The organism is Streptomyces sp. BHT-5-2, assembly GCF_019774615.1.
Lineage (GTDB): Bacteria > Actinomycetota > Actinomycetes > Streptomycetales > Streptomycetaceae > Streptomyces.
Window position 1 is genome coordinate 5,677,682 of record NZ_CP081496.1, and the last position, 24,047, is coordinate 5,701,728.

The 24,047-nt window shown below is 73.2% G+C and carries 28 protein-coding genes; 12 read left to right on the forward strand and 16 right to left on the reverse strand.

Annotated features, from left to right (window positions below):
* Nucleotides 1–35: 35 nt before the first annotated feature.
* From ectB to thpD, 3 genes are all read left to right on the forward strand, one after another.
* Nucleotides 36–1,304: a diaminobutyrate--2-oxoglutarate transaminase gene (gene ectB / locus K2224_RS25170; RefSeq protein ID WP_221908776.1), complete on the forward strand. Its 1,269-nt coding sequence runs from the start codon at nt 36–38 to the stop codon at nt 1,302–1,304.
* Between the two features lie 49 nt (nt 1,305–1,353).
* On the forward strand, nt 1,354–1,758 hold the full coding sequence (locus K2224_RS25175) for an ectoine synthase (protein ID WP_221908777.1): 405 nt from the start codon (nt 1,354–1,356) through the stop codon (nt 1,756–1,758).
* Nucleotides 1,759–1,831: 73 nt separating this feature from the next.
* Nucleotides 1,832–2,734 carry an ectoine hydroxylase gene (gene thpD, locus K2224_RS25180; protein ID WP_221908778.1) on the forward strand — a complete coding sequence of 301 codons (903 nt, stop codon included), beginning with the start codon at nt 1,832–1,834 and terminating at the stop codon, nt 2,732–2,734.
* Nucleotides 2,735–2,879: 145 nt separating this feature from the next.
* On the opposite strand, the gene K2224_RS25185 is transcribed toward thpD, so the two are convergent.
* The 3 genes from K2224_RS25185 to K2224_RS25195 all read right to left on the reverse strand — a co-directional run bounded on the left by K2224_RS25185 (nt 2,880) and on the right by K2224_RS25195 (nt 5,934).
* A complete protein-coding gene (locus K2224_RS25185; protein WP_221908779.1) occupies nt 2,880–3,944 on the reverse strand; it encodes an alkene reductase in 1,065 nt (354 codons plus the stop codon).
* A gap of 152 nt (nt 3,945–4,096) precedes the next feature.
* Nucleotides 4,097–5,170: an aminotransferase class V-fold PLP-dependent enzyme gene (locus tag K2224_RS25190; protein ID WP_221908780.1), complete on the reverse strand. Its 1,074-nt coding sequence runs from the start codon at nt 5,168–5,170 to the stop codon at nt 4,097–4,099.
* A 68-nt stretch (nt 5,171–5,238) separates the two neighbouring features.
* Nucleotides 5,239–5,934: a DsbA family oxidoreductase gene (locus tag K2224_RS25195; protein WP_221908781.1), complete on the reverse strand. Its 696-nt coding sequence runs from the start codon at nt 5,932–5,934 to the stop codon at nt 5,239–5,241.
* A gap of 156 nt (nt 5,935–6,090) precedes the next feature.
* Here K2224_RS25195 and K2224_RS25200 point away from each other — a divergent pair, with 156 nt between their 5' ends.
* Nucleotides 6,091–6,780: a bifunctional 2-polyprenyl-6-hydroxyphenol methylase/3-demethylubiquinol 3-O-methyltransferase UbiG gene (locus K2224_RS25200; RefSeq protein ID WP_221908782.1), complete on the forward strand. Its 690-nt coding sequence runs from the start codon at nt 6,091–6,093 to the stop codon at nt 6,778–6,780.
* Here the strand turns inward: K2224_RS25200 and K2224_RS25205 are convergent.
* Entirely contained in the window at nt 6,728–7,291 is a 564-nt protein-coding gene (locus K2224_RS25205) for a GNAT family N-acetyltransferase (protein WP_221908783.1), read from the reverse strand. The two genes, K2224_RS25200 and K2224_RS25205, sit on opposite strands and share 53 nt — an antisense overlap.
* 267 nt (nt 7,292–7,558) lie before the next feature.
* Between K2224_RS25205 and K2224_RS25210 the strand changes: the two genes are divergently transcribed.
* The 7 genes from K2224_RS25210 to K2224_RS25240 all read left to right on the forward strand — a co-directional run bounded on the left by K2224_RS25210 (nt 7,559) and on the right by K2224_RS25240 (nt 13,983).
* Nucleotides 7,559–8,329 carry an IclR family transcriptional regulator gene (locus K2224_RS25210; protein WP_221908784.1) on the forward strand — a complete coding sequence of 257 codons (771 nt, stop codon included), beginning with the start codon at nt 7,559–7,561 and terminating at the stop codon, nt 8,327–8,329.
* A 170-nt stretch (nt 8,330–8,499) separates the two neighbouring features.
* Nucleotides 8,500–9,156 carry a hypothetical protein gene (locus K2224_RS25215; RefSeq protein ID WP_221908785.1) on the forward strand — a complete coding sequence of 219 codons (657 nt, stop codon included), beginning with the start codon at nt 8,500–8,502 and terminating at the stop codon, nt 9,154–9,156.
* A gap of 30 nt (nt 9,157–9,186) precedes the next feature.
* The gene (locus tag K2224_RS25220; RefSeq protein WP_221908786.1) at nt 9,187–9,993 is read left to right on the forward strand and encodes a class F sortase; all 807 of its coding nucleotides are present in this window, start codon (nt 9,187–9,189) and stop codon (nt 9,991–9,993) included.
* Between the two features lie 131 nt (nt 9,994–10,124).
* On the forward strand, nt 10,125–10,934 hold the full coding sequence (locus tag K2224_RS25225; RefSeq protein ID WP_221908787.1) for an NAD(P)-dependent oxidoreductase: 810 nt from the start codon (nt 10,125–10,127) through the stop codon (nt 10,932–10,934).
* 139 nt (nt 10,935–11,073) lie between these two features.
* Nucleotides 11,074–11,346 carry a GlsB/YeaQ/YmgE family stress response membrane protein gene (locus tag K2224_RS25230; protein WP_221908788.1) on the forward strand — a complete coding sequence of 91 codons (273 nt, stop codon included), beginning with the start codon at nt 11,074–11,076 and terminating at the stop codon, nt 11,344–11,346.
* Between the two features lie 90 nt (nt 11,347–11,436).
* Nucleotides 11,437–12,675, forward strand: a complete 1,239-nt coding sequence (locus K2224_RS25235; protein ID WP_221908789.1) for a TerD family protein — start codon at nt 11,437–11,439, stop codon at nt 12,673–12,675.
* Between the two features lie 411 nt (nt 12,676–13,086).
* Nucleotides 13,087–13,983, forward strand: coding sequence for a class I SAM-dependent methyltransferase (locus tag K2224_RS25240; RefSeq protein ID WP_221908790.1), 897 nt, complete (start codon nt 13,087–13,089; stop codon nt 13,981–13,983).
* Between the two features lie 28 nt (nt 13,984–14,011).
* Here the strand turns inward: K2224_RS25240 and K2224_RS25245 are convergent, their stop codons facing one another.
* Both K2224_RS25245 and K2224_RS41730 read right to left on the reverse strand, forming a co-directional pair.
* Nucleotides 14,012–15,520, reverse strand: a complete 1,509-nt coding sequence (locus K2224_RS25245; protein ID WP_221908791.1) for a hypothetical protein — start codon at nt 15,518–15,520, stop codon at nt 14,012–14,014.
* 192 nt (nt 15,521–15,712) lie between these two features.
* Nucleotides 15,713–15,982 (reverse strand): helix-turn-helix domain-containing protein, encoded by a 270-nt coding sequence (locus K2224_RS41730; protein WP_399020131.1) that lies wholly within the window; start codon nt 15,980–15,982, stop codon nt 15,713–15,715.
* A 260-nt stretch (nt 15,983–16,242) separates the two neighbouring features.
* Between K2224_RS41730 and K2224_RS25255 the strand changes: the two genes are divergently transcribed.
* Nucleotides 16,243–16,386 (forward strand): hypothetical protein, encoded by a 144-nt coding sequence (locus tag K2224_RS25255; protein WP_221909981.1) that lies wholly within the window; start codon nt 16,243–16,245, stop codon nt 16,384–16,386.
* A 94-nt stretch (nt 16,387–16,480) separates the two neighbouring features.
* Here K2224_RS25255 and K2224_RS25260 read toward each other — a convergent pair whose 3' ends face one another.
* The 10 genes from K2224_RS25260 to sufD form a co-directional block, all read right to left on the reverse strand.
* Nucleotides 16,481–17,335, reverse strand: a complete 855-nt coding sequence (locus tag K2224_RS25260) for an EI24 domain-containing protein (protein ID WP_260693145.1) — start codon at nt 17,333–17,335, stop codon at nt 16,481–16,483.
* 117 nt (nt 17,336–17,452) lie between these two features.
* Nucleotides 17,453–18,442, reverse strand: a complete 990-nt coding sequence (dapD, locus tag K2224_RS25265; RefSeq protein WP_221908793.1) for a 2,3,4,5-tetrahydropyridine-2,6-dicarboxylate N-succinyltransferase — start codon at nt 18,440–18,442, stop codon at nt 17,453–17,455.
* A gap of 155 nt (nt 18,443–18,597) precedes the next feature.
* Entirely contained in the window at nt 18,598–19,146 is a 549-nt protein-coding gene (locus K2224_RS25270) for a TetR/AcrR family transcriptional regulator (RefSeq protein ID WP_221908794.1), read from the reverse strand.
* Nucleotides 19,146–19,466 carry a multidrug efflux SMR transporter gene (locus K2224_RS25275; RefSeq protein WP_221908795.1) on the reverse strand — a complete coding sequence of 107 codons (321 nt, stop codon included), beginning with the start codon at nt 19,464–19,466 and terminating at the stop codon, nt 19,146–19,148. Before K2224_RS25275 ends, K2224_RS25270 begins: the two co-directional genes overlap by 1 nt.
* Before the next feature lie 151 nt (nt 19,467–19,617).
* Nucleotides 19,618–19,953: a metal-sulfur cluster assembly factor gene (locus K2224_RS25280; RefSeq protein ID WP_016578639.1), complete on the reverse strand. Its 336-nt coding sequence runs from the start codon at nt 19,951–19,953 to the stop codon at nt 19,618–19,620.
* Nucleotides 19,950–20,408, reverse strand: a complete 459-nt coding sequence (sufU, locus tag K2224_RS25285; protein ID WP_221908796.1) for a Fe-S cluster assembly sulfur transfer protein SufU — start codon at nt 20,406–20,408, stop codon at nt 19,950–19,952. Before sufU ends, K2224_RS25280 begins: the two co-directional genes overlap by 4 nt.
* Nucleotides 20,409–20,475: 67 nt before the next feature.
* Nucleotides 20,476–21,732 (reverse strand): cysteine desulfurase, encoded by a 1,257-nt coding sequence (locus K2224_RS25290; RefSeq protein WP_221908797.1) that lies wholly within the window; start codon nt 21,730–21,732, stop codon nt 20,476–20,478.
* Entirely contained in the window at nt 21,729–22,493 is a 765-nt protein-coding gene (gene sufC, locus K2224_RS25295; RefSeq protein WP_221908798.1) for a Fe-S cluster assembly ATPase SufC, read from the reverse strand. Before sufC ends, K2224_RS25290 begins: the two co-directional genes overlap by 4 nt.
* Nucleotides 22,494–22,500: 7 nt before the next feature.
* Nucleotides 22,501–22,818, reverse strand: a complete 318-nt coding sequence (locus K2224_RS25300; protein ID WP_221908799.1) for a non-heme iron oxygenase ferredoxin subunit — start codon at nt 22,816–22,818, stop codon at nt 22,501–22,503.
* Entirely contained in the window at nt 22,815–24,002 is a 1,188-nt protein-coding gene (gene sufD, locus K2224_RS25305; protein ID WP_221908800.1) for a Fe-S cluster assembly protein SufD, read from the reverse strand. Before sufD ends, K2224_RS25300 begins: the two co-directional genes overlap by 4 nt.
* Nucleotides 24,003–24,047 lie beyond the last annotated feature (45 nt).

Sequence of the window (24,047 nt, forward strand, 5' to 3'; positions counted from 1 at the left end):
TTCTCCCTCCCGCACTCGCCTCCCAGGAGCATGCTGTGACCATCACCCAGCCCGATCTGAGCGTCTTCGAAACCGTCGAGTCGGAGGTGCGCAGCTACTGCCGTGGCTGGCCCACCGTCTTCGACCGCGCGCACGGCAGCCACATCACCGACGAGGACGGCCACACCTACCTGGACTTCTTCGCCGGCGCCGGCTCGCTCAACTACGGGCACAACAACCCGGTCCTCAAACGCGCCCTGATCGACTACATCGAGCGGGACGGCATCACCCACGGCCTGGACATGTCCACCACGGCCAAGCGGGCCTTCCTGGAGTCGCTCCAGAACATCATCCTGCGGCCGCGCGACCTGCCCTACAAGGTCATGTTCCCGGGGCCGACGGGCGCCAACTCCGTCGAGGCCGCGCTGAAGCTGGCCCGCAAGGTCAAGGGCCGCGAGTCGATCGTGTCCTTCACCAACGCCTTCCACGGCATGTCGCTGGGCGCGCTCGCGGTCACCGGCAACTCCATGAAGCGGGCCGGCGCCGGCATCCCGCTGGTGCACGGCACCCCGATGCCGTTCGACAACTACCTCGACGGCCAGACCCCGGACTTCCTGTGGTTCGAGCGGCTGCTGGAGGACCAGGGCTCCGGTCTGAACAAGCCCGCGGCCGTGATCGTGGAGACCGTGCAGGGCGAGGGCGGCATCAACGTCGCCCGCCCCGAGTGGCTGCGCGCCCTGGCCGCGCTGTGCGAGCGCCAGGACATGCTGCTGATCGTCGACGACATCCAGATGGGCTGCGGCCGCACCGGCGCCTTCTTCTCCTTCGAGGAGGCGGGCATCGTGCCGGACATCGTCACCGTCTCCAAGTCCATCAGCGGCTACGGCCTGCCGCTGGCGCTGACCCTGTTCAAGCCGGAGCTGGACATCTGGGAGCCCGGCGAGCACAACGGCACCTTCCGCGGCAACAACCCCGCCTTCGTCACCGCGGCCGCCGCCCTGGACACGTACTGGGCCGACGGCCAGATGGAGAAGCAGACGCTGGCCCGCGGCGAGATCGTCGAGGCGCACCTGAAGGCCATCGTCGAGGAGCACCCGGGCGCCTTCGCCGAGTACCGCGGCCGCGGTCTGGTGTGGGGCCTGGAGTGCACCGACAAGCCGCTCGCCGGAAAGATCGCCAAGCGCGCCTTCGAGCTGGGTCTGCTGATCGAGACCTCCGGCCCGCAGGGCGAGGTCGTCAAGCTGCTGCCCGCGCTGACGACCACCCCCGAGGAGCTGGACGAGGGGCTGCGTACGCTCGCCCGCGCGGTCCGCGACTGCGCCTGACCGCCGCCCCCGACACCCGCACCGTTCCACAGAAAGGCATCAACGCAACATGATCGTCCGCTCGTTCAAGGACATCGAAGGCACCGACCGCCACGTCAAGGCGAAGTCCGGCACCTGGGAGAGCAAGCGCATCGTGCTCGCCAAGGAGCGGGTCGGCTTCTCGCTCCACGAGACGGTCCTCTACGCCGGCACCGAGACCTCCATGTGGTACGCCAACCACATCGAGGCCGTGGTCTGCACCGAGGGCGTGGCCGAGCTGACCAACGACGAGACCGGCGAGAAGCACCTCATCACGCCCGGCGTGATGTACCTGCTCGACGGGCACGAGAAGCACACCATGCGGATCAAGGAGGACTTCCGCTGCCTGTGCGTCTTCAACCCGCCGGTCACCGGCCGCGAGGACCACGACGAGAACGGCGTCTACCCGCTGCTCACCGAGCCCGAGGCGGACTGATCGCGGAGCCGGCACCGCCGCGCGTCCCCGCGACACCGCGAGATTCCGTACGAGAGGAGAGGAAGGCAACACCATGACCACCGCACCCGAGCGCACCGCCGACCTGTACCCGACCCGTGGGACCTCCGAGGTCATCACCCCGCGGCAGGACCCGGTGGTGTGGTCGCAGCCCGGAGCGCAGGGCCCGTTCGGCGCGTCCGAGCTGGGCGACTTCGAGCGCGACGGCTTCCTCGCCATGCCGGAACTGCTCACCGCGGACGAGGTCGCGGTGTACCGCGCCGAGCTGGACCGGCTGGTGACCGATCCGGCGATGCGCGCCGACCCGCGCTCGATCGTGGAGCCGACGACACAGGACGTCCGCTCGGTCTTCGAGATCCACCGGATCAGCGAGGTGTTCGCGAGGCTGGTCGCCGACCCGCGGGTGGTCGGCCGGGCCCGGCAGATCCTCGGCTCGGACGTCTACGTCCACCAGTCGCGGATCAACGTCAAGCCCGGGTTCGGGGCCTCCGGGTTCTACTGGCACTCGGACTTCGAGACCTGGCACGCCGAGGACGGACTGCCGAACATGCGCACGGTGTCGGTGTCGATCGCGCTGACCGAGAACTACGACACCAACGGCGGCCTGATGATCATGCCCGGGTCGCACCGGTACTTCGTCGGGTGCGAGGGCGCCACCCCGAAGGACAACTACAAGAAGTCGCTACAGATGCAGGACGCGGGCACGCCCTCGGACGAGGTGCTGACCAGCATGGCGGACCGGCACGGCATCCGCCTGTTCACCGGCCGGGCCGGCTCGGCGACCTGGTTCGACTGCAACGCCATGCACGGCTCGGGCGACAACATCACGCCCTACCCGCGCAGCAATGTCTTCATCGTCTTCAACAGCATGGAGAACACCGCGGTGGAGCCGTTCGCGGCCCCGGTCCCGCGCCCGGAGTACATCGGGGCGCGCGCTCCGTTCACTCCGGTCAAATAGGGGTACGCCGGGTGCCTCGGGCACCCGCAGGCGGGGCGGTCACGCCCCGCACACGGCCGCCGCGCCGCACCACGGGGGTGCGGCGCGGCGGCCGTCGTCGTCACCGGCGGCCTCCCGGAAAGGGCTGACGTGCCGTCAACTCACCTCAGTCCAGGGCCGGGTAGTCCAGGTAGCCGGTGTCGTCGCCACCGTAGAAGCTGCTCCGGTCCGGGGTGTTGAACGGGCCGCCGGCGGCCAGGCGGCGCGGCAGGTCGGGGTTGGCGAGGAACAGCGCGCCGTACGCCAGCAGATCGGCCTCGCCGCGCTCGACGAGCGGAAGCTCCTCGGGGCCGGTGGGCCGGCCGTCGGTGGCCGGGTTGAGCAGGAACGTGCCGCCGAACCGCTTCCGCAGCCGGTCCAGCAGCTCCGGGTCGTGCACGTCGCAGGTGTGCAGATAGGCCAGGCCCAACGGGGCGACGGCCTCGACCAGCGCGGTGTAGGTGGCCTCGGGCGCGGGCTCGGCGATGTCGTTGAACGGGTTGCCGGGCGAGATCCGCAGACCGGTGCGGTGCGCGCCGACCGCGCCGGCGACCGCCTCGACCACCGCGATCGCGAAGCGGGCGCGGGCCTCGTCGGAGCCGCCCCACTCGTCGGTGCGCAGGTTGGCGTTGGGGGCCAGGAACTGGTGGACGAGGTAGCCGTTGGCGCCGTGGATCTCCACGCCGTCGAAGCCGGCGTCGAGGGCGTTGCGGGCCGCGGCGGCGAAGCCGTCGACGGTCGCGCGGATCTCCTCGCCGGTCAGCTCGCGCGGGGTGACGAAGTCCGTCGGGCCGTCCTGGGTGAAGCCCCGGCCGGCCGCCCGGACCGCGGACGGGCCGACCGGCACCAGCCCGTCGGGCAGCAGCACCGGGTGGCCGATCCGGCCGCCGTGCCACAGCTGGGCGAAGATCCGGCCGCCGGCCGTGTGCACGGAGTCGGTGACCCGGCGCCAGCCGGCGACCTGGTCCGCGGTGTGCAGGCCCGGGGTGAGCGGGTAGCCGCGGCCGACCACCTCGGTCTGGGTGGCCTCGGTGATGATCAGGCCGGCCGAGGCCCGCTGGGTGTAGTACTCGACCATGGACGGGGTGGGGACGCCCTCGGCGGTGGCGCGGTTGCGGGTCATCGGCGCCATGACGATGCGGTTGGCGAGCGGGATGCCGGCGAGTTCTATGGGATCGAACGCGGTGGTCACTGACGGCCTCTCAGCTGGATGTCACGGGACGTCAACTCGGGTGCCGAGCCGGACGCTTGGCCATTACATCAGCCGCCGTCCCGGGGCCCGCATTCCCGCCTCCCGCCTCCCGCCTCCCGTACGGTCTGCGGAAACGGGCCCCGCCCGCCCCGTCACGGAACCAGCAGGGACAGCGCCCGGTCCACGTCCGCGGCCGAGTTGTAGAGGTGGAACGCCGCCCGCAGCAGCCCGCCGCGGACCGAGACCCGCACCCCGGCCCGGGCCAGCCGCGGTTCGGCGTCGACCAGCCCCGGGGTGGAGACGATCGCGGAGCCGGGCGCGGGCCGCGGGGCGAACCCGGCGGCCGTGAGGCCCGCCCGGTAGCGGTCGGCCAGCGCGGTGTTGTGGGCGTGGACGGTATCCACGCCCAGCTCCGCGAGCAGTCCGAGGGAGTGCTCGGCGGCCACGTAGGAGTAGTGGGCGTACGGCTCGTCGTAGCGGCGGGCGGTGGCCGCCGGCCGGTCCACCACGCCGTAGTTGGACTCCCCAGGGTCCTCCCCGGCGATCCAGCCCGCGTGCGCCGGCACCGGCCACCCCGGGCCGCCCGGCTCGCCCCGCTCCCCGCCGAAGACCATGAACGTCGTCCCGCGCGGGCACAGCAGCCACTTGAACGCCCCGCACACCACGTAGTCGAAGTCGGCGGCCGGCAGCGGCAGCCAGCCCGCCGCCTGTGTGGCGTCGACGTACGTCAGCGCCCCGTGCGCGCGGGCGGCGTCCCGGACGGCGGCCAGATCGGTGAGCCTGCCGTCCAGCGCGTGCACCGCGCTCACCGCGACCAGCGCCGTCCGCGGCCGGACGGCGTCGGCGAGCACCTCCCGCGGGACCGCCCGCACCGTGCAGTCGGCGCGCGCCGCCAGCGGATTCACCAGGGAGCTGAAGTCGCCCTCGGCGACCAGTACTTCGCTGCCGGGCGGCAGTGCGCCGGCGACGAACGCCGACTGCACCGCGACCGAACTGCCCAGCGCCACCCGCTCCTCGGGCACCCCCATCAGCCGCGCGAACGCCCCGCGCGCCCGGGCCGCCGCCTCGAAGTAGTCGCGGCCCATCGTGCCGTACGAGGCCGACTCCGCCAGGGCGGCGGTCACCGCGGCGGCGCTCCGGGCGGGCAGCAGCCCGCTGGACGCCGAGTTCAGATAGACCGTCTCGGGCGCGAACTCGTCCCCGCCCAGTGCCGTGTGTCGCTGCATGGCCCCACTCTGCTCGGTCACCGCCCCGGCGTCCACGGGGCCGCGGGACGCCGGGGCGGGCCGCGGCTTTAGATCGCGCAGCCGCCGTCGCCGCAGGTGTCCGCGTCGGCGGCGGCCAGGACCTGAACGCCGGAGTCGGCCTGCGCCCGCTCCAGTGCCTGGCGGAAGACGTCGGCGGGCTGGGCGCCGGAGATGCCGTAGCGGCGGTCGATGACGAAGAAGGGGACGCCGGTGGCGCCCAGCTCGGCGGCGGCGCGCTCGTCGGCGCGGACCTCCTCGGCGTACGCGGTCGGGTCGGCGAGGACCCGTGCGGCCTCCTCCTCGGGCACCCCGGCCGCGACCGCGATGCCGGTGAGCACCGCGGCGTCGCCGAGCGGCCGGGCCTCGGCGAAGTTGGCGTGGTAGAGGGCGGTGAGCAGCGCGTCCTGGACGCCGTGCGCCTTGGCCAGGTGGAGCAGCCGGTGCAGGTCGAAGGTGTTGCCGTGGACGCGGTCGGAGCGGTAGTCCAGCCCCTCGCCGGCGGCCGCCTCGGCGACCCGGGCCTCCATCGCCTCGGCCTGCTCCCGGCTGACGCCGTACTTCGCCGCGAGCATGTCCAGGATCGGGACGTCGGTGGCCGGCGGGGCGGCCGGGTCCAGCTCGAAGGACCGGTGGACGACCTCGACGTCCGCCCGCCCGGCGAAGGCCGCCAGGCCGGCCTCGAAGCGGGCCTTGCCGATGTAGCACCAGGGGCAGGCGATGTCCGACCAGATTTCGACGTGCATGGGGGTGGCTCTCCTCGGGGGGACCGGCCGGGGCCGGCCGGTGGTACGGAGGGGTGCAACGACGCGGGGTCGCGGGTTATTCCGGGGCCCCTCCCGCGGGCCACGCGCGGGCGGCGGGTCGGCGGACGGTCGGGCGCCAGGCGGTACCTTCCCGCTATGGGCAAGCCATCGCCGCAGGAGAACGCCGGGTTCTGGGAGACGACCGGGGCCGCCAAGACGTTCACCCATCCGCTCGACCCGGATCTGCTGACGGAGTTCGTGCCGCGGACCGCGCGGGTGCTGGACTACGGCTGCGGGTACGGGCGGCTCACCGCGGAGCTGGTGGCGGCGGGGTACCGCTCGGTGCGCGGGGTGGACCGGTCCGCGGCGCTGATCGCGCGGGGGCGGCGGGAGCACCCGGAGCTGGCGCTGATGCACTGGACCGGGCTGCCGCTGCCGTTCGTGGACCGGATCTTCGACGCGGCCCTGCTGTTCGCGGTGCTGACCTGCGTGCCGGACGACGCGGACCAGCGGGCGATCGTCGGGGAGCTGGGGCGGCTGGTACGGCCGGGCGGGGTGCTGTACGTGAGCGATGTGCCGCTGCAGACCGATCCGTTCAACCTCGAGCGGTACCGGCGGTTCGAGGCGCGGTACGGGACGTACGGGGTGTTCGGGACGGAGGACGGCGGGGTGTTCCGGCACCATGCGCCGGAGTGGCTGCGGGGACTGCTGGGGGCGGCGGGCTTCACGGTGCTGCGGGAGCGGCGCACGGTGGTGCCGACGCTGGACGGCCGCACCGCCGAGCGGCTCCAGCTCATGACGCGGCGGGAGCCGGCGGCTGCTCCGGGGGAGCCAGCGGCAGGGTGAGCGCGAGGTGGGTGGCGTCGGGGGCGGGGCGGCGGTCGGGGTCGGGGCGCCAGCCGAGGCGGTCGTAGAAGGCGCGGGCCCGGCGGTTGTGCCAGAGCACGTCGAGGACGGCCCGGGAGAAGCCTGCGGCGCGCCAGGCGTGCAGGCAGGCGGCGTGCAGCGCGCGGCCCACGCCGGTGCCCCAGTGGGCGGGGTCGACGTGCAGCTGGTGGAGCTCGACGGTGCGCGCGGGACCGGTGTCCGGGGCGTGCTCCCGCAGCGTCGAGGTGTGGGGGAGGTAGGAGGCGACGCCGAGGACGGTGCCGTGCCGGACGGCGCAGAGGGTGGGGGCCCGGTCGCGGTGCAGCAGCCGGGCCCAGGCGTCCCGCCGGCGGGCGTACTCGGCGGGCGCGTCGAACGGCGCGTCCGGCACCCGGCCACGGAGGTAGGCGGCCCGGGCGGCGGTGTGCAGGGCGGCGATCCGCTCCAGGTCGCCGGGGGCCACGGGGCGGACCTGCGGGGCGGGGCTCACCGGCCGGTCCCGTGCGCGGCGCGGACCGCGGCGTCCACCGCGTCCGCTGCGGTCTCCACCGCAACCCGCTCCCGGCGCTTCCCGGTTCGGGGGTCCACGCTCCACACTGGTACTGCTTCCGCCGCCGTCATGTGCGTTCCTCCCGGGTGAGGTCGTTGCCGCGCAAACCCTTGCCGCACACGGGACGACGTTCTATATGCTGAACGATGTCCCAGATCGTGAACTCCCTGGGACTCTATGGCTGTTCGAACAGAAGGGTCAAGGGCGATGGCGGCTGCCGAGACCGGTGGGGCACAGGTCAAGTCCGCGGTGCGGACGGTGGAGTTGCTGGAGTACTTCGCGGGCCGCCCCGGCATGCACAACCTCGCCTCCGTCCAGGAAGCCGTCGGCTATCCCAAGTCCAGCCTCTACATGCTGCTGCGCACCCTGGTCGACCTCGGCTGGGTGGAGACCGACGCCACCGGCACCCGCTACGGCATCGGCGTCCGCGCCCTGCTCGTCGGCACCTCGTACATCGACGGCGACGAGGTGGTGGCGGCCGCCCGGCCGACCCTGGACCGGCTCTCCGACGACACCACCGAGACCGTCCACCTCGCCCGGCTCGACGGCACCAACGTCGTCCACCTCGCCACCCGTCAGTCGCAGCACCACCTCCGCCCGTTCACCCGGGTCGGCCGCCGGCTGCCCGCGCACTCCACCGCGCTGGGCAAGGCGCTGCTCGCCACCCGCACCGACGACCAGGTGCGGGCGATGCTGCCGGCCGCCCTGCCGGCCCTGACCGCGCACACGATCACCGACCGGGAGCGGCTGATCGAGGAGCTGCACACGGTCCGCGCGCAGGGCTTCGCGGTCGACCGCGAGGAGAACACCGTCGGCCTGCGCTGCTTCGGCGTGGCGATCCCCTACCGCACCCCGGCCCGGGACGCGCTCAGCTGCTCGGTCCCGGTGGCCCGGCTGACCCCGGCCCACGAGCAGACGGTCAAGGACGCGCTGTTCGACGCCCGGGACCGGCTGGCGCTGGCCACGCGGCGGCTCTGAGCCCCGCGGAACCCGGACGGCCCAGGCGGCCGGGCCCGCTCACCCGTTCTCCGTAGGCCAGCAGGACCGCCCGGCCGGCTGCGGCTTATCTCGTGGGTGGAGGCGCGGAACTCCAACGACTTCCCAGTGGCGCACGTGTGCCACGGCCGCGCTTCGCGGAGGTTGTTCCCATGCGTTCCACCCGACTGCTCACCGGTGCCGCGCTGCCCGCCGCCGCCCTGGGTCTGGCCGCCACCGCGGCGTACGCCGGCGACTTCGGCACCATCGAAGTCTCCCCGCGCACGGCCACGGCCGGCTCCACGGTCTCCCTCTCCACCACCGGGTGCGGGGCCAGCCGCTCGGCGAGCGTGGACGCCGCCGCGCTGGGCGGGGGCACGGTCGCCTTCGCCCCGGGCTCCGCCAAGGGTTCCCTGGTGGGGAAGGTGACGGTCAAACCCGGTACCAAGCCCGGGAATTACGGGATCGGCGGCAAGTGCGCCGACGGCAAGGCGCTCACCGGCACGGTCCGGGTCGCCTCCCAGGAGTCGTCCGCCGGCCCGAGCGCGAGCCCGAGTTCGCAGATGAGCCCGGGCATGAGCGCGAGCCCCGGGAAGGAGCACGGCAGCGCGGCGCCGAGCATGCCGGCCAAGGAGCACTCCGCCGCGCCCTCGCCCGGCGGCACCGGCCCCACCACGCCGCCCAAGGGCAAGATGAAGACCGGCGAGGGCTCGACCAGCGAGGACGGCATCAACACCACCGAGATCGCGGCCGGCGCCGGGGTGGTGCTGGCGGCCGCGGCCTGCGGGGTCTGGTTGGTGCGCCGGCGCCGCCCCGGCGGCCGGTACTGACCCGGCCGCGCTCCCGGCTCCCGGCCGGCCATGCCGCCCGACGTGCCGCCCGACGCCTCCGCGGGCCCCGCTCCCCCGCCACCGCCTCCGAAGGGCGGGCGGCGCGGGTGGCGGCACGGCCGGGCGCGGGCGGCCGGTGCGGCGGCGGCCGCGGTCACCGTCCTGGCGAGCGGCGCCGGCGCCTGGCTGATCGTCAGCGGCGCCCGGGAGACCGCGCCGCCGCCCCAGCCGCCCGCCGCGCAGGGGTTCACCGGCGGACCACCGGGCAAGGCCCCGGCCACCGGGCGGGCCGTGCCACCGCTGCCGCCCGCCGAACCGCTGCGGGTGGCGGTGCCGTCCCTGCACATCGACGCCCCGCTGACCCGGCTGGGGCTGGCCGCGGACGGCAGCCTGGCCCCGCCGCCGGTCGGCGACCGTGATCTGGCGGGCTGGTACGCCGAGGGCACCCCGCCGGGCGCCACCGGCACCGCCCTGATCGCCGGCCATGTGGACACCCGCGCAGGCCCGGCCGTCTTCTACCGCCTGGGCGCCCTGAAGAAGGGGCACACCGTGCGCATCCTGCGCGCGGACGGCCGGACCGCGGTGTTCACCGTGGACGCGGTGGAGGTCTACGACGGCCGGCACTTCCCCGACGAGAAGGTCTACGGCGAGGCCCGCCGGCCCGAACTCCGGCTGATCACCTGTGGCGGCGGCTTCAGCCGGGCCCGGCAGGAGTATCTGGGCAATGTCGTGGTCTTCGCCCACCTGACGGGGAGTCAGGAAGCGGGCACGGAGGCGGCACCACTGCCCTGGGCCCGGCCGCACAAGCCGATTCGGCCACCCCGTCAACCGCCTTGACCGGCCGGGACGCGGCTTCCTAGCGTGTCCCCCCGTTCGTGACGCGTCCCTCCACGGGAACCCGGGTCCGGTGGCCCCGGTCGGCGACGTCCGCGGACACGTCCCCGCCGCCCAGCCGGAAGAGTACGCCCATGACCGCACCCCGCACCGTCCTGCTCACCGGCGCCGCCGGCGGAGTCGGCACCCTGATGCGCGAGCTGCTGCCGCCGTACGGCCACCGGCTGCGGCTGTTCGACCGCCGCCCGATCGAGGGCGAACCGGACGCGGTCACCGCCGAGTTGGCCGACACCGGGGCACTGCGCGCGGCGGTCCGCGGGGTCGACGCGATCGTCCACCTCGCCGGCATCTCCCTGGAGTCGTCCTTCGAGCGGATCCTGCGGGCCAACATCGAGGGCACCTACCGGCTCTACGAGGCGGCCCGGGAGGCGGGCGTGCGGCGGGTGGTCCTCGCCTCCTCCAACCACGCCGTCGGCTTCACCCCGCGGCCGCCGGACGGCTCGGCCGCCATCCCGGCCGACACCCCGCACCGCCCGGACACCTTCTACGGCCTCTCCAAGTGCTTCGGCGAGGACCTCGCCGCCCTCTACTGGGACCGGCACGGCATCGAGACCGTCTCGCTGCGCATCGGCTCCTGCTACCCGGAACCGACGACGGTACGGATGCTCTCGATCTGGCTGAGCCCGGCGGACTGCGCCCGGCTGCTGCACGCCGCACTCACCGCCGAACACGTCGGCCACACCGTCGCCTACGGCTCCTCCGCCAACACCCGCCTGTGGTGGGACCTGTCCACCGCCCGCGCCCTGGGCTACGACCCGCAGGACGACTCCGAGCCGTACGCCGCCCAACTCCTCGCCGCCCAGGGCCAACCCGACCCGGACGACCCCGAGCACGCCCATCTCGGCGGGACCTTCTGCACGAACCCGCCCAGGTGGCAGTACTAGCACCGATTCCCGGACGATCCGTCACCGTACGGAACCTCGTCCCCGTCCCCCGGCGTCCTTGAGGGCACAACGCCCGCCCGGCACCGGCACACCGCCTCCGGGCGGGCCGCAGCACACACGCGAGAACGAGGTACACACCATGGGCATCGTCAGCTGGCTTCTCCTGGGCCTGATAGCAGGCGTGATCGCCAAGGTCCTGCTGCCGGGACGGGACCCGGGCGGCCTCGTCGGCACCACCCTGACCGGGATCGCCGGCTCCTTCCTCGGCGGCTGGCTCTCCACCCGCTTCCTGCACCGCCCGATCCCCAAGGACTTCTACGACCCGGCCATGTGGATCTCCGCGGTGGCCGGCGCCCTGATCCTGCTGATCGCCTACCGGCTGCTCTTCGGCAACTCCCGGGCCCGGCGCTGACCGGCGCGGACGCCCGCCCGGCCGCCTCCGGGGCGGCCCGGCGCGGGGAACCGCGCAACCCCGCTGACCGTTAGGGCTGGCATGACCGCAATGACTCCTGGCTCGAACCTCCCGCTCGCCGCCGCGCGGGTGGCGGTGACCGTCACCGCCCCCGTCCGGCTGGACGTGTCGGGCCTGCTGCTGACCGCCGGCGGCAAGGTGCGCTCCGACGACGACTTCGTCTTCTACAACCAGCCGGCGGGGCCGGGGGTGAGTCATCGCGCGGCGTCCGACGGCGACACCATCACGGTGGACACCTCGGCGGTGCCCGCGGAGATCGACAAGGTCGTGGTCACCGCGAGTCTGGACGCGCCCGGCGCGACCTTCGCCGGCACCGAGCCGACCGGCACGGTCCGGGACGCCGACGGCGGCGCCGTCCTGGCCACCTTCACCCCGCCGCGGCTGGGCCCGGAGACCGCGCTGGTGGTCATGGAGATCTACCGCCGCGGCGGCGGCTGGAAGGTCCGCGCGGTCGGCCAGGGGTACGCCGACGGCCTGGCCGGCATCGCCACCGACTTCGGGGTGAGCGTGGAGGAGCCGGCGGCCCCGGCGGCGTCCGCACCGCAGCCGCCCGCCGCGCCCGCGGCCCCGCCGGCACCCCCGGCCCCCGTCCCGCCGGCCCAGTGGGCACCGCCCACCGGCGCCCCCGCACCGGTCGCCCCGCCCCCGCAGGCCGCGTCCCCGGCCCCGCAGGCCCCCGCGCCCGCCACCGGCAAGATCAATCTCGACAAGGGCCGGGTCAGCCTCCGGAAGAACCAGACCGTCTCGCTGGTCAAGGGCGGCCGCCCGCTGCTCGCCTCGGTCCGGATGGGCCTGGGCTGGGAGCCCGCCCGGCGCGGCCGGAGCATCGACCTGGACGCCTCGGTGATCGCCTACGGCCCGGACCGCGACAAGATCGACAGCTGCTACTTCGGCAAGCTCAGGATCCTCGACGCCGCGATCCAGCACTCCGGCGACAACCTCACGGGCGACGGCGCTGGCGACGACGAGGTGATCACCGTCCACCTCGGCGGGATCCCCCCGCAGGTCACCGGCCTGGTCTTCGTCGTCAACTCCTTCTCCGGCCAGAAGTTCTCCGAGGTCGCCAAGGCGTACTGCCGGCTGACGGACGCACAGACCGGCGAGGAGCTGGTCCGCTTCGACCTGACCGGCGCCGAACCGCGGACCGGCGTGATGATGGCCAAGCTGATCCGCCAGTACTCCGGCGAGTGGGAGATGACCGCGCTCGGCGACTTCGTCGACGCCCGCACGGTGCGCGGCATGGTCAAGCCCGCGGCGGCCGCGCTGTAGGCCGCCGCGGTGCGCGAGGGTGGGGCCGGTCCCCGCGGCCGCGGCCGGAGCCCGGACGGGCGGAACCCGGCGCGGTACTCCTCGACGGCCGCGAGCAGCTTCTCCGGGGCCCGGAAGTCGCCGATGACCAGCGCCCGCCCTGCGCGTGCCGCAATCCGCGCGCCGGCGCTGATGGCCGGTGGGCGCGGAGCCGGCGACGCCGGGCACACTGTGGTGCCCGGCGGCCCGGAACCGGTGGTACCCCAGGCTCCCCCGCGGCCGACGGGTGTGCCTCCCTGGTGCGGGAGCGGTCCAGGATCGAGAATTGTGTCGTCCGTATCGTCGTGCTCACCTTCCCTTCAACATCCGTACGCGCCCGGGAACCCGTCCCCCTCGGCCCCCTCCCCCACGCCTTACGACGAGGAGCGTCCGATGACCCAGCAGCCGCCCCCGGCCGGCGGATCCGACCGGCCCGGGCCCCCGGACCACCCGGACGGCGCACACCGTCCGGACCTCCCCGAGCGGGTCGCCGCCACCTACGGCGAGGAGGACCTCAGCACCGTCCCCGCGTTCACCGGCGGCTTCATCAACTTCGGGTACTGGGCCTGGCTCCCAGAGCCGGCCGGCCGCCCGCTGACCGAGGACGACCGGCTCCGCAGCGAGCAGGACCTCTACCGCCTGGTGCTGGACACCTACGACCGGCCGCGCGGCCGCACCGCCCTGGAGGTCGGCTGCGGGCGCGGGCTGGGCTGTGCGCTGGCCCTGCGGGAGTTCGACTTCGGCTCGGTGATCGGGCTGGACGCCCACCCGGACCAGATCGCCCGCGCCCTGGAGGCCAACGCCGACCTGCTCCGCGCGGACGCCGGCCCCCGCCGGCTGGAGTTCGTGCTCGGCCCGGCCCAGCGGATGCCGCTGCCGGACGCCTGCGCCGACTTCGTCTACTCCGTCGAGGCCGCCCAGCACTTCCGCGACCTGGCCGGCTTCGCGCGAGAGACGGTGCGGGTGCTGCGCCCGGGCGGGCGGTTCGCGCTGACCACCTTCTTCGCCCGGGTCCCGGACGCGGTCCGGGTGCTGCCCCAGCTGCTGCCGCCGTACGCCGACGGGCTGGACGTCCCGCACCTGGTGGACGACGTGGCCGCGACGTTCGACGCGGCCGGGCTGCGGGACGTCGCGGTGACACCGATCGGCGACGGTGTCTGGGAGTCCTACGACCGCTACATGGAGCAGCGGCCGGAGCTGCGCGAGAAGTGGCCCCGCCAGTACCTGACGGCCTATCAGACGGGGCTGCTGGACTACTACTTGCTCACGGCGACGGCCCCGACCGACTGAGCCGGGGCGCCGCCACAGCCACCAGGGCCTAGACCGCGCCCGGTTCGGCGCCCCGCGAGCGCGCCTTGAAGGCGGCCTTGCGGGCCTCCTTGGCGGCCTTCTTGTCCGGGTGCAGCCGGCCCATGGCCTCCAGCACCTCCGCGGTGGCCGGGTGGTCCACCCGCCAGACCGCGTCGAAGAACCCGCTGTGCTGCTCGGTCAGGGCCCCCACCAGCTCGCTGAGTTCGGCCGCCGCCTCCTCGCCGGTGTCGCCGAGCTGGGCCGCGATGGTGTCCACCGTCAGCCAGAAGACCATGTCCTGGGACGGCTCGGGGATGCCGGGCAGCGCGCGCTCGGCGAGCCAGACCCGGGACAGTCCGCCCAGGTGCCGGTCGTCGAGGACCTCGCGCAGCGCCGGCTCGGCCTCGGGGCCGACCAGCGAGAGGGCCTGCTGGGCGGCGAGCCGGCGCAGCGGGCCGCGCTCGTCGTCGCCGCGGGCGGCCGCGAGCAGGCCCCGGGCGGCGTCCAGCGGGGTGCGGGCGGCCAGCCACTGCTCGGCCTCCGCCTGCGCCAGCGCCTCGGGGTAGTCGGGCAGCGCCTCCAGCAGGACCTCGGCGTCCTTGCCGGCGAGGTCGCCGACGGCCGGGGCCTCCACGCCGGCGTCCAGCATCCGGGCGCGGACCGCCCAGACGCCGAGCGGGGTGAGCCGGACCATGCCGTACCGGGCGACGTCCTCGTCCTCCAGCGGCTCGGCGGCCCGGACCGTCTCGCCCTCCTCGTCCAGCTCCTCGATGAGCGCCTCGTCGACGGGCCGGTAGGCGACCAGTCCGATCGGCTCCAGCACCCGGAACTGGTCGTCGAGCCGCATCATCGCCTCGGAGACCTCTTCGAGGATCTCGTCGGTGGGCTCGTCCATGTCGTCCGGCACGATCATGGAGGCGGCCAGCGCGGGCAGCGGGACGTCCTGGTCGGGCAGCTCGTTCAGCGCGCCGAGGAGGTAGAGGTTGCCGAGGATGCCGTCCAGCAGCTCGGCCTCCTCCTCCGGGTTCCAGTCGAGGGCGTCCAGGTCCAGTTCGCCGCCCTCGGCGAGCTGCTCGGCGATGTCGGAGAGGTCCGGGGCGACCGCGTCGGCGAGCACCGTCTCCATGCCGCCGAGCCAGATGTCCAGGACGTCCTGGGGGCTGCCGGCGGTGAGCAGGCCCAGCTCCTCGCCGGGGGTGGCGGTGCCGACCGCGGCGTCGTCGGGGAGGTTCGCGGCGTCCTCGGCGTCCCCGTCCTCGTGCTCGGTGATCTCGACCAGCCCGGTGTCCACCGCCAGCTGCCATGCCTCGGCGGTGTAGGAGGGGCCGTCCTCGTCGCCGGCCAGGCCCAGGTGCTCGGTGGCGGCGGCCAGCGGCTTGGCCAGCAGCTCGCCGCCGACGCCGACCGGCACGCCGGACTCCGCCCAGCGGGCGAGCCGGGCGGCGCGGGCCAGCAGCGGGGCACTCAGCGCGGCCCGGGCCAGCTCCGCTTCGGGGTGCAGCCGCACCGGCGGCATCGTGGGGCGGTCTGCGGACATCTGGCTCAGCTCCTCGGACGGACGTCGGCTCGTGCGCCGCCCAAGCGTAGACGGAATTCTCCCCATGTCGGGCGGTTCACCCTCCCGTACACTCCCGTCCACCTGGAGAACCTCGGCAACTCCCTTGCGCACGCAAGGGATTGACGCGCTCAGCGCGAACGCCGGCCCCGCTCCGCCGCCTTTTCACCCCGCTTACCCCCCTTCTCCGGAGGCGCGGGTGCCATCCCGTCGTACGCTCCGCAGACCGGTCGCCCGCACCGCGGTGGCCCGCCCGTGCCGCCCTCGCCGGCGGACCGCTCGGCATGCAGTCCGCCTCGGCGGCCAGCACCCGGATTCCACGTACACACAGTTCATCCACGCACCCCGCCGCCGGTACTGCCTGCGCTGATCGAGAGCGGTGTTCCACACCGCCCGGCAGATAGCGCCGAACTCTTCACGCATGACGGCCTGATCGACTGTCAGCTCAAGTCGCTACCGGCGACCGGACAGCACAGGAACACCCCTCGAACCGGTGTGATCCGACCCGGTGCACGCCGCTGGCAACGCAGCCGACCACGGCCCGCAGGTGCTGCGGGTCAGGCCCTGACGCCCACACTCCTACCCCTTACCTCACCCGCAGTGACCGTCTCGTCACTCCACTGGCCCACTCCCGGGGGCCGACCGCGCCCGGGGGTGCGGTACTGGGCTGTGCAAGCACCATTTTCGGCGAGACAAAAGGAGTCATGATGCCGAAGTCGCAGAACCGTAAGTCGGGCAAGCAGGACCGGGCCGCCGAGCGGCGCTCCGAACAGCACCGGTCGCAGTCGCCGGAGTCCGCCGCCGAGCGTACCCAGGACCTGAAGCCGCGGTCGCGCAAGGCTGACTGACGCGGGTAGGGCAGTACGCCCGAGCGGCCGCCGCACCGGCTGGTGCGGCGGCCGCTCCGTCGTTCCGGGCTCCTTGAGGACGCCGTCGGACGCGTCACCGGGCGGCGGGCGCGGACCGCCCCTCGGGCTCGTCCCCAGCGGACGCCGCAGCCCCGGCAACCGGCCCGGCAGCCGGCCCGTCGACCGCTCCCGCGTCCGCCCCGGGGCCCGGCCCCGCCGGGATCAGGTCCCGCACCAGAAGGGTGGCCCCGGCGACCGCGCCCGGCATCAGCAGCACCGCCGCGAAGGGGATCAGGAACAGCAGCACCAGCGGCGTCCCGAAGCCGACCGCCAGCCCGGGCCGGCCGCGCAGCAGCCGCAGCCGCTCGCGGACCGGCACCTCCCGGCGCTGCATCGCCACCGTGGTCAGCTCCACGGCGAGGAAGAAGCCGGAGACGCAGAAGCCGACGGCCGGGACGACGGTCTGCCCGACGACCGGCAGGAAGCCCAGGAGGAAGAGCAGCACCCCGAACCCGGCGGCGCGCAGCAGGACATGGACCATCTCCCCCAGCGCGATGCCGATCTCCCGCCACAGCGGGCGGTCCGGGCCGGGCGGGCAGCCGCCCTCGCTCTCCTCGACCCGTTCCGAGAGCGACTCGTAGAAGGGGTCGCCGATCAGCAGGGTGACGGCGGTGAACGTCAGCACCGACAGCGTCAGCCCGCCGGCCAGCAGCAGCGCCACGAACAGCCCGCGCAGCAGCCCCTGCCACGGGGAGCCCCAGCCGTCCGCGAACGGCGTGGCCCAGGCGGCGGCATCGCCGGCCCACAGGGCGAGGACCGTGAGCAGCCCCGCGTAGAGCACCAGCGCGATCAGCGCCGGGATCAGCCCGAACCCCCACCACCGGCCGTGCCGGGCGGCCCACCGCACGCCCCGGCCCAGATACCGCACCCCCGCGACAAGATCACGCATACGGCCACCCTACCGGCGCGGCCGGGCGACCGGTCCGGGCCCGGAAGCGGGCACGCCCCGGGTCCGGCGGAGGGACCGCCGGGCCCGGGGCGCGGACCGATTTCCGGGCGACGCCGGTCAGTTGTGGCTGTGCAGGATCTCGTTCAGACCGCCCCAGACCGCCTTGTTCGGGCGGGCCTCGACGGTGCCGGTGGTGGAGTTCCGGCGGAAGAGGATGTTGTCGGCACCGGAGAGCTCCAGCGCCTTGACGATCTGGCCGTCGGGCAGCGTGACCCGGGTGCCCGCGGTCACGTACAGCCCGGCCTCGACCACGCACTCGTCGCCCAGCGCGATACCGATGCCGGACTCGGCGCCGAGCAGGCAGCGCTCGCCGATCGAGATGATCTGCTTGCCGCCGCCGGAGAGGGTGCCCATGGTGGAGGCGCCGCCGCCGATGTCGGAGCCGTCGCCGATCACCACACCGGCGCTGATCCGGCCCTCGATCATCGAGGTGCCCAGGGTGCCCGCGTTGAAGTTGACGAAGCCCTCGTGCATGACGGTGGTGCCGGCCGCGAGGTGGGCGCCCAGCCGCACCCGGTCGGCGTCGGCGATCCGGACGCCGGCGGGCGCCACGTAGTCGGTCATCCGCGGGAACTTGTCCACGCTGGTGACCTGGAGGTGCAGGCCCTCGGCGCGGGCGTTGAGCCGGGCCGTCTCCAGCCGGTCGACCGGCACCGGGCCGAGCGAGGTCCAGGCGACGTTGGCCAGCAGGCCGAAGACGCCCTCCAGGCTCTGGCCGTGCGGCTTGACCAGGCGGTGGCTGAGCAGGTGCAGGCGCAGGTAGGCGTCGTGCGCGTCCAGCGGCTTGTCGTCCAGGGAGGCGATGACCGTGCGGACGGCCACGACCTCCACGCCGCGGACCGGGTCGGGGCCGATCGCCTTGCGGACGGCGTCGCCCAGCAGCTCGGCGGCGCGGTCGTCCGCCAGCCGCTCGGTGCCGGCCGGGCCGGGCGCGTCGGCCAGCTCGGGCGCGGGGAACCAGGTGTCGAGAACGGTGCCGTCCTCGGCGAGGGTGGCCAGGCCGGCGGCGACGGCGCCGGTCGTACGGGGGGTTGCAGCATCGGTCATGCTGGAAACCTAACCGGAGCCCGCCCGCGGAGGCGAACCGGTCTCAGCGATCGGTCCCGCCCCGTAGGGTCGCACGACCCGCCGGGGTCGTCCGCACCGCCCGGCTCGTAGGGTCGCACCAGCCGCCGGGTCGGGCCCCGGGCCGCCGGGCCCGGTCAGCGGGACGTGCCCAGCACCCCCGCCAACCCCTCGTGCACCACGGCCGGTTGGAAGGGCCGGCCGGTGAGCAGGTGCTGGAGCAGCAGGCCGTCGGTGAGGGCCACCACCGCCCGGGCGGTGGCCGGGTCGCCGATCCGCCGGCCGAGCAGCGCCACCATCTCGTCCAGGCACTCGGCCGCGATCGGCCGCACCGCCTCGTGCCGCAGCGCGGCCAGATACAGCTCGTACTCCAGCTCCGCCCGCGCACGGTCCCCGGCGAGGGTCTCGCCGACCAGCCGGGCCACCTCGTCGGCCAGCGGCAGGGCGGGGTCGAGGCTCTCCACCCAGCGGGTGAAGTCCGCCAGCCACCGGGCGTTGGCCTGCCGCAGGGCGGCGACCAGCAGATCGTCCAGGCTCGCGAAGTGGTAGGTGGTGGAGCCCAGCGGGACGTCCGCCGCGGCGGCCACCGCGCGGTGGCTGAGCCCGGCGATCCCCCGCTCGCCGACCACCGCGATCGCCGCGTCGATGATCCGCTGCCGGCGGTCCGGGTCGTAGCGGCGCGGCATCAGTGCGCCCCGTCGAGGTTGAGCACCACGACCCCGGCGATGACCAGCAGCACCCCGAGGATCTTGAGCGCGCTGGTGCTCTCCCCCAGGAACACCATGCCGATCGCGGCGATCACCGCGGTGCCGGTCCCGGCCCAGATCGCGTACGCGGTCCCGACGCTCATCGACTTCAGCGTCTGCGCCAGCAGCGCGAAGGCGAGCACGTACCCGACGGTGGTGCCGAGCGAGGGCCACAGCCGGCTGAAGCCATGGCTGTACTTCATCGAGGTGGTCGCGAGGATCTCGGAGAGGATCGCGCCGGCGAGCGTCAGATAGGCCATGCGTACGACCGTACACAGCGTTGCGTACGACCGTACACAACGCCGGCCGCCCTCGGACGCCCGCCCGGAACGACGGAACGGCCGTGCCCGCCGGGAGAACCCGGTGGACACGGCCGTCGGACCGTGCGGCGGCGCCGCGAGGAGGGCGCCCTCAGACGTTGAACCCCAGCGCCCGCAGCTGCTCGCGGCCGTCGTCGGTGATCTTGTCCGGGCCCCACGGCGGCATCCAGACCCAGTTGATCTTCAGCTCGTTGACGATGCCGTCCGTGGCGGACCGCGCCTGGTCCTCGATGACGTCGGTCAGCGGGCAGGCCGCCGAGGTCAGCGTCATGTCGATGGTGGCGATGTTGGCGTCGTCGATGTGGATGCCGTAGATCAGGCCGAGGTTGACGACGTCGATGCCCAGCTCGGGGTCGACGACGTCGTACAGCGCCTCGCGGACCTCTTCCTCCGAGGCCGGCTTGGTGGTGGTCGGGGTGTCGGTCATGCGGTCTTCGCCTCCTGGGAAAGGGCCTTGGCCGTGGCGTCCTTCCAGGCCATCCAGCTGAGCAGGGCGCACTTCACGCGCGCCGGGTACTTCGAGACGCCGGCGAACGCCACCGCGTCCTCCAGCACCTCCTCCATGGCGTCGTCCGGCTCCACCTGGCCCTTGGACTGCATCAGCTCCAGGAACGTCTCCTGGATCCGCTGCGCGTCGCCGAGCTCCTTGCCGACCAGGAGGTCGTTGAGCACCGACGCACTGGCCTGGCTGATGGAGCAGCCCTGGCCCTCGTAGGACACGTCCTCGATCGTCGTGCCGTCGTACTTCACGCGCAGCGTGATCTCGTCACCGCACGTGGGGTTGACGTGGTGCACCTCGGCGTCGCCGTCCCGAAGACCGCGCCCATGAGGGTGCTTGTAGTGGTCCAGGATGACGTCCTGGTACATGGAATCCAGCTTCACGACTCAGTCAGTCCTCGTCCTCGTCCGCTGTGCTCATGCGGTCTTCGTCGACCGAAGGCGGTGCTCGTTAACCGAAGAAGTTGCGCACGTATTCCAGGCCCTCGACCAGGGCGTCGACCTCGGCCGGGGTGGAGTACAGATAGAACGACGCTCGCGTGGTCGCGGGAATTCCGTAGCGCAGGCAGACGGGGCGCGCGCAGTGGTGCCCGACCCGGACCGCGATGCCCTGTTCGTCGAGGACCTGGCCCACGTCGTGCGGGTGGATGTCGCCGAGCGTGAAGGAGATCGTCGCCCCGCGGTCCTCGGCCGTGCTCGGGCCGATGATCTTCAGGTCGGGGACCTCCAGCAGCCGCTTGACGGCGTACTCGGTGATCGCGTGCTCATGCGCGGCGATCTTGTCCATGCCGATCGAGGTGAGGTAGTCCACCGCGGCGCCGAGGCCGACGGCCTGGGCGATCGGGGGCGTACCGGCCTCGAACTTGTGCGGCGCGGGGGCGTAGGTGGAGGAGTGCATCGAGACGGTCTCGATCATCTCGCCACCGCCGAGGAACGGCGGGAGGTCCTCCAGCAGCTCCTGGCGGCCCCACAGCACGCCGATACCGGTCGGGCCGCACATCTTGTGGCCGGTGAAGGCCACGAAGTCGGCCTGCAGCGCCTGCACGTCCAGCGGCATGTGCGGCGCGGCCTGCGAGGCGTCGATCACCACCAGCGCGCCGACCTCCTGGGCGCGGCGGACGATCGTCTCGACCGGGTTGAACGTGCCCAGGAGGTTGGACACCAGGGTGAAGGAGACGACCTTGGTGCGCTCGGTGATGACCTCGTCGATGTTCGAGAGGTCCAGCCGGCCGTCGTCGGTCAGCCCGAACCACTTCAGCTTCGCGCCGGTGCGCTGCGAGAGCAGCTGCCACGGAACGATGTTGGAGTGGTGCTCCATCTCCGTGATGACGATCTCGGTGTCGCGGTCCACGCGGTAGGGTTCGTCGGCCCAACCGAGCATGTTGGCCACGAGGTTGAGCGACTCCGAGGCGTTCTTGGTGAAGATCACCTCGTCGCGGCTCGGTGCGTTGACGAAGGCGGCGACCTTGTCGCGGGCGCCTTCGTACAGCGCCGTGGCCTCCTCGGCGAGCACGTGCACGCCGCGGTGGACGTTGGCGTTGTGACGTTCGTAGTAGGCACTCAGGGCGTCCAGCACCTGGCGCGGCTTCTGCGAGGTCGCCGCGTTGTCCAGGTACACGATCTTCTTGCCGTCGTGGACCTGGCGGTCCAGGAGGGGGAAGTCCTTGCGGATCGCCTCTGTGTCGAGGAGGCCCGGCAGCTGTGTCACGCGGTCGTACCACCCTTCACGTATGCCTCGTAGCCCTCGGCCTCCAGCTTGTCCGCCAGCTCCGGGCCGCCGGACTCGGCGATCTTGCCGTTGGCGAAGACGTGGACGTGGTCGGGCTTGATGTAGCGCAGGATGCGCGTGTAGTGGGTGATCAGCAGGGTGCCGACCTCCCCGGTCTCACGGACGCGGTTGACGCCCTCGGAGACGATGCGGAGCGCGTCGACGTCGAGGCCGGAGTCGGTCTCGTCGAGGATCGCGATCTTCGGCTTGAGCAGCTCCAGCTGGAGGATCTCGTGGCGCTTCTTCTCACCGCCGGAGAAGCCCTCGTTGACGTTGCGCTCGGCGAAGGCGGGGTCCATCTGGAGGCGCTCCATGGCCTCCTTGACCTCCTTGACCCACAGCCGCAGCTTGGGGGCCTCGCCGCGGATGGCGGTGGCGGAGGTGCGCAGGAAGTTGGAGACCGAGACACCGGGGACCTCGACCGGGTACTGCATGGCGAGGAAGACGCCGGCCCGGGCCCGCTCGTCGACGGACATCTCCAGGACGTCCTCGCCGTCGAGGGTGACGGTGCCACCGGTGATCGTGTACTTCGGGTGACCCGCGAGGGAGTAGGCGAGGGTCGACTTGCCGGAGCCGTTGGGGCCCATGATGGCGTGCGTCTCGCCCTGCTTCACGGTCAGGTCGACGCCCTTCAGGATCTCGCGCTGGCCGTTCTCGGCCTCGACGGAGACGTGCAGGTCGTGGATCTCAAGCGTTGCCATGGGTGACTCAGGACTCCTGGGTGACGGAGACGAGCACGTCGTCCCCTTCGATCTTTACGGGGTAAACGGGGACGGGGCGCGTCGCGGGGAGGCCGGACGGCTTGCCGGTGCGCAGGTCGAAGCTGGAGCCGTGCAGCCAGCACTCGATCGCGCAGTCCTCGACCTCGCCCTCGGAGAGGGAGACGTTCGCGTGCGAGCAGATGTCGTTGATCGCGAACACCTCGCCCTCGGTGCGGACGAGCGAGACCGGCGTGCCGTCGATCTCCACCCTCTTCGGGGTGTCCTCCTCCAGCTCGCTCAGCGCGGCCGCGCGTACGTAGGTCATGCCGCGGACGCTTCCAGCTCGGACTCGATCTTGTTCATCAGGCGCTCCTCGACGTCCGGGACGCCGATCTGCTGGACCAGCTCGGCGAAGAAGCCCCGGACCACCAGGCGGCGCGCCTCGTCGGCCGGGATGCCGCGGGCCATCAGGTAGAAGAGCTGCTCGTCGTCGAACCGGCCGGTCGCCGAGGCGTGGCCGGCGCCGACGATCTCGCCGGTCTCGATCTCCAGGTTGGGGACCGAGTCGACCCGCGCGCCGTCGGTGAGGACGAGGTTGCGGTTGAGCTCGTAGGTGTCGGTGCCGGTGGCCGCCGCCTGGATCAGCACGTCGCCGATCCACACCGCGTGCGCGTCCTGGCCCTGGAGGGCGCCCTTGTACGTCACGTGCGAGCGGCAGTTGGGGGTGTCGTGGTCGACGAAGAGGCGGTGCTCCTGGTGCTGGCCCTGCTCGGTGAAGTACAGGCCGTAGAGCTCGGCCTCGCCGCCGGGACCCTGGTAGTCGATCCGCGGGTGGAGGCGGACCAGGTCGCCGCCGAAGGTGACGACCACGGACTTGAAGGTGGCGTCCCGGCCGACCAGGGCGTTGTGCTGACCGCAGTGGACGGCGGTGTCGTCCCAGTCCTGGACGGAGACCACGGTCAGCTTGGCGCCGTCGCCGAGGAGGTAGTCGACGTTGGCGGCGAGCACGCCGTCACCGGTGTGGTCGATGACGACCACGGCCTCGGCGAACGCGCCCAGCTCGACGACCTGGTGGCCGAAGGCGGTGCCGCCCTCGCCGTGCACCCGGATCCGGATCGGCTCGGTGAGCACGGTGTCCTTGGGGACGGTGACCACGGACGCCTTCTCGAAGGCGCTGTACGCCTGGGCGGCGACCCGGTCCACCGGCTTGCCGGCCTTGCCGACCCGCGGGTCGGCACGGTCGACGAGCTGGTGGGTGACGCCCTCGGGCGCGCTGATGTCGATCTTCAGGTCCGGGCCGCCGGCGGTGGCGGTGCCGTCGTGCAGCCCGCGCAGCCGGGAGAGCGGCGTGAACCGCCACTCCTCCTCGCGGCCGTGCGGGACGGGGAAGTCCGCCACGTCGAAGGACGGCGGTGCGCTCATCCGGGTGGCGACGGTGGACTCCGCGGCCACCGCGATGGAGCCGGTGGTCGTGGAACCCGCCGGGATGGTCGTCTGAGCCTCAGCCATGGCTGTCGTCTAGCTCGCTTTCTGCGTTCTGTCGGGAGTCGTTCG

Bases quoted from the DNA above. Each gene is read 5' to 3' on its own strand.
- K2224_RS25270 (WP_221908794.1), bottom strand. From the start codon at position 19,146: ATGCCGCGCCGCTACGACCCGGACCGCCGGCAGCGGATCATCGACGCG.
- K2224_RS25195 (WP_221908781.1), bottom strand. From the start codon at position 5,934: ATGCACGTCGAAATCTGGTCGGACATCGCCTGCCCCTGGTGCTACATC.
- K2224_RS25220 (WP_221908786.1), top strand. From the start codon at position 9,187: ATGCCGCCCGACGTGCCGCCCGACGCCTCCGCGGGCCCCGCTCCCCCG.
- K2224_RS25215 (WP_221908785.1), top strand. From the start codon at position 8,500: ATGCGTTCCACCCGACTGCTCACCGGTGCCGCGCTGCCCGCCGCCGCC.
- K2224_RS25275 (WP_221908795.1), bottom strand. From the start codon at position 19,466: ATGGCCTATCTGACGCTCGCCGGCGCGATCCTCTCCGAGATCCTCGCG.
- sufC (WP_221908798.1), bottom strand. From the start codon at position 22,493: ATGGCAACGCTTGAGATCCACGACCTGCACGTCTCCGTCGAGGCCGAG.
- K2224_RS25245 (WP_221908791.1), bottom strand. From the start codon at position 15,520: ATGTCCGCAGACCGCCCCACGATGCCGCCGGTGCGGCTGCACCCCGAA.
- dapD (WP_221908793.1), bottom strand. From the start codon at position 18,442: ATGACCGATGCTGCAACCCCCCGTACGACCGGCGCCGTCGCCGCCGGC.
- K2224_RS25235 (WP_221908789.1), top strand. From the start codon at position 11,437: ATGACTCCTGGCTCGAACCTCCCGCTCGCCGCCGCGCGGGTGGCGGTG.
- sufD (WP_221908800.1), bottom strand. From the start codon at position 24,002: ATGGCTGAGGCTCAGACGACCATCCCGGCGGGTTCCACGACCACCGGC.
- K2224_RS25260 (WP_260693145.1), bottom strand. From the start codon at position 17,335: ATGCGTGATCTTGTCGCGGGGGTGCGGTATCTGGGCCGGGGCGTGCGG.
- K2224_RS25200 (WP_221908782.1), top strand. From the start codon at position 6,091: ATGGGCAAGCCATCGCCGCAGGAGAACGCCGGGTTCTGGGAGACGACC.
- K2224_RS25300 (WP_221908799.1), bottom strand. From the start codon at position 22,818: ATGACCTACGTACGCGCGGCCGCGCTGAGCGAGCTGGAGGAGGACACC.
- K2224_RS25255 (WP_221909981.1), top strand. From the start codon at position 16,243: ATGATGCCGAAGTCGCAGAACCGTAAGTCGGGCAAGCAGGACCGGGCC.
- K2224_RS25280 (WP_016578639.1), bottom strand. From the start codon at position 19,953: ATGACCGACACCCCGACCACCACCAAGCCGGCCTCGGAGGAAGAGGTC.
- K2224_RS25175 (WP_221908777.1), top strand. From the start codon at position 1,354: ATGATCGTCCGCTCGTTCAAGGACATCGAAGGCACCGACCGCCACGTC.
- K2224_RS25210 (WP_221908784.1), top strand. From the start codon at position 7,559: ATGGCGGCTGCCGAGACCGGTGGGGCACAGGTCAAGTCCGCGGTGCGG.
- K2224_RS25240 (WP_221908790.1), top strand. From the start codon at position 13,087: ATGACCCAGCAGCCGCCCCCGGCCGGCGGATCCGACCGGCCCGGGCCC.
- K2224_RS25225 (WP_221908787.1), top strand. From the start codon at position 10,125: ATGACCGCACCCCGCACCGTCCTGCTCACCGGCGCCGCCGGCGGAGTC.
- thpD (WP_221908778.1), top strand. From the start codon at position 1,832: ATGACCACCGCACCCGAGCGCACCGCCGACCTGTACCCGACCCGTGGG.
- K2224_RS25190 (WP_221908780.1), bottom strand. From the start codon at position 5,170: ATGCAGCGACACACGGCACTGGGCGGGGACGAGTTCGCGCCCGAGACG.
- K2224_RS25230 (WP_221908788.1), top strand. From the start codon at position 11,074: ATGGGCATCGTCAGCTGGCTTCTCCTGGGCCTGATAGCAGGCGTGATC.